Origin of the sequence: Protofrankia sp. Cr1, from assembly GCF_963555865.1 — a bacterium.
Classification (GTDB): domain Bacteria; phylum Actinomycetota; class Actinomycetes; order Frankiales; family Frankiaceae; genus Protofrankia.
Window position 1 is genome coordinate 1 of sequence record NZ_CAUVXO010000202.1, and the last position, 2,928, is coordinate 2,928.

Sequence of the window (2,928 nt, forward strand, 5' to 3'; positions counted from 1 at the left end):
GGCCGCGCCAGGTCGATGGTCAGTAGGTCGCGGGGACCAGCGCGCTGGTGTCCGCGCCGCTCATCATCTTGGCGGGCAGCGCTGTGTCCAAGTAGTCGGTCCACCGGGTGATTACACCGTCACGGACGACGAAGGTACCCATGACCGGAACGCCCCTCACACCGTCAGGAGTCCGGATCATGTCAAGGCGTTCAGTGAGGACCACGTCGCCATCGACCGCCATATTAATCATTTTGTACTCGTAGGCGTCGGGAAACATGGCGAACTGGCCGGCGAGGTCGTCCAGCACGGCTGCGGCGCCGACGGCCGCAGGCATGCCGGTGTTCTGGTAGACGGCGTCCCCGGCGAGAAACGGCCGCAGCAGAGCAGGGTCACGCTTGGCCATCAGGTCGCAGAACTCGCGGACGATACGGGCTGAGTCACTCATTACGTCCCCACTTCGATACACTCAGTGACATACAGACTGTATGTTGCCCATACAACCTGTAGGCGGACCATACTGGAGAGGTGGACAGCGGTCAACGGACGTCGACATCCCGCAGTGCCGTGCGAGCGGCGCTGGTCGCGGAACGCGCGGAGGCCACGCGCTCCGCCCTGGTCGCGGCGGCCCGGCGGCTGTTCGTCGAGAAGGGCTACTTCGACACCAGCACCGAGGAAGTCGTCGCGGCGGCCGGCGTCGGCACCAGAGGGGCGCTCTACCACCACTTCGCCGACAAGAAGGCGCTGTTCCTCACTGTCTTCGAGCAAGTTGAGGAGGACGTCCTCGCCGCGGCGGATACCGCCACCACCAGCAGCAGCGGCGACGCCCTCGCCCGCCTCCGGCACGGCCTCCTGGGATTCCTCGACGCGTCACTCCAACCCGAGGTACAGCGCATCCTGCTGATCGACGGACCCGCCGTCCTCGGCTGGCGTGAATGGCGAGCGATCGAAGAACGCTACGGACTCGGCGCGATCCACGCCCTCCTCGACCTCGCGGTGACAGAGGGAACCGTGCCAGCCCAACCACTCAACGCTCTCGCCCACATCCTGCTCGCCGCCATTGACGAGGCGGCCCTGTTCATCGCCAGCGCCGACGACCCGGCCGCCGCGAAGGACCAAGCCGTTGCCGCCGTGGACCAGCTACTCACGGGACTGAAAGTCACCAACCGCTAGGGCGTGCTGATGGATGTTGGTCGATGCGGGCGATGATCCATCAGATATGCCCTAGAGCCACCCCCCACCGCCAGGTGCCGTTGCGGTGCCGTTGCGGTGCCGGTGTTCCCGTTCGCGCAGAAGATGGACGTGTCCCACACTTGTACGCGTCTCTACCCGCCCGAGCCTCCGGCGACGACCGGCAGCTCATGTCCCTGGCAGGACCGGTCCCGACATGAACCCGATGCCGCAGCCCGGCGGTCAGGCGCCCGAGGACCTTCGTACGTCTCGGCCTGGCTGGCCCGTCCCGCCGACATCGGGCCGCTGGGAAGAGGTGCTGCTCTGTTCGCAGGTGTTCGACGCGGCGCCGATCATACTGTCGGTCATCGATCGCGGCCTGCGGATCCGAGCCGTGAACCAGGCCTGGGTCAGGGCCTTCGGCCTGTCCGCCGAGAAAGCGATCGGCAGGCGTGTGTCCGAGTTGTTCCCGGACCTCGACCCTGTCAATGCGGAGCTGGACCGCCTGGTCATGGCGACCGGTGAGGCGATAATCGACGATGAGGTGACCACGGCGATGCCGTCGGACCCGTCGGACCAGCGTGTCCTGCGGGTCTGCCGCTACCCTCTTCACGACTCGACAGGAGCCAGGGTCGCGATGGGTGTGGCAGCGGTGGACGTGACCGACGAACACCGCGCGCAGGCCGAACGCGACGCGGTGGAGCGGCGGCTGCTGCTACTGAGCCGGGCGAGCGGGCTGCTCGGCGCGTCGCTGGACCTGTCCGCAACGGTCCGGGAGATAGTCACGCTCGTCGTCCCGGAGTTCGCCGACATCTGCGAGTTGTACCTGGCCGACGAGCCCTATCCCCTGGATGCCGACCCCGACCCGCTCATGCTCCGCCGGGTCGTATGGGCCCACTCCTCGGATCTACCCCGACCGCCTCCCGATCTGGACCTTCCACAGCCGGGCGAAATGATCAATGTAAAGGGGCGTCCACCGGGGCAGGTGTTCGTCACCGGTCAACCGGTCCGCATCGACATCGACGACAGGCTGTTCGACGCCTCCCCCGCGCCGCGCGTAGCCGCGGTGATCCGGCACTTCCGGCTTCGGTCCGGGATCGTGGTGCCGCTGCTGGTCGGCGGGGAGTACCTCGGAAGCGTGGGGTTCGGCGTCACCGCGGCGCGGCCCTACGGCGAGCAGGATGTCCAGACCGCGGCGGAACTGGGGAGCCGGATCGCGAGCGCGATCGCGAATGCGCGTGCCTTCGACCACCAGCGAACCGCCGCGTTGACGCTGCAACACGCGCTCATGCCTCGCGACATCCCAACCGTGGGAGGTCTCGAACTGGCGTGGCGCTACCAACCCGGCACCAGCGGCACCGAGGTGGGTGGCGACTGGTTCGATGTCCTCCCGTTGCGGGCCGGACAGGTCGCGCTGGTCATCGGCGACGTCATGGGCCGTGGCCTGGGCGCCGCCGCCGCCATGGGGCAGCTGCGCACCACCGCCCGGGCCCTCGCCCGTCTCGACCTGCCCCCCGCCGCCGTGATGACCGAGCTCGACGCCGTCACCCGGAGCATCGAAACCTTCGCCAGCGTGCTGTACGTGATCTGGGACCCGGCCGGCGCCACCCTGACCGTGGTCAACGGCGGCCACCTGCCCCCGGCCCTGCGCCATCCTGATGGCACCGCCGAACTCCTCGACGACGCCAACGGGATCATCCTCGGCGTCGACGAGCAGACGTTCACCGAAACACATCACCGGTTCCCCGCCGGATCCACCCTCGCCCTGTACACCGACGG

The 2,928-nt window shown here is 68.0% G+C and carries 3 protein-coding genes; 2 read left to right on the top strand and 1 reads right to left on the bottom strand.

From position 1 onward, the window contains the following. Positions 1 to 19: 19 nt before the first annotated feature. Positions 20 to 427 (bottom strand): limonene-1,2-epoxide hydrolase family protein, encoded by a 408-nt coding sequence (locus U9980_RS16010; RefSeq protein ID WP_322751275.1) that lies wholly within the window; start codon positions 425 to 427, stop codon positions 20 to 22. Positions 428 to 507: 80 nt separating this feature from the next. Between U9980_RS16010 and U9980_RS16015 the strand changes: the two genes are divergently transcribed. Next, positions 508 to 1,152, top strand: a complete 645-nt coding sequence (locus U9980_RS16015) for a TetR/AcrR family transcriptional regulator (protein ID WP_322751274.1) — start codon at positions 508 to 510, stop codon at positions 1,150 to 1,152. Positions 1,153 to 1,366: 214 nt separating this feature from the next. Further along, positions 1,367 to 2,928, top strand: a 1,562-nt coding sequence (locus U9980_RS16020; RefSeq protein ID WP_322768651.1) for a SpoIIE family protein phosphatase, incomplete at its 3' end; no start/stop codon positions are given.

Excerpts from the sequence above, each read along its gene's own strand:
- U9980_RS16010 (WP_322751275.1), bottom strand. The coding sequence starts at position 427 with ATGAGTGACTCAGCCCGTATCGTCCGCGAGTTCTGCGACCTGATGGCC.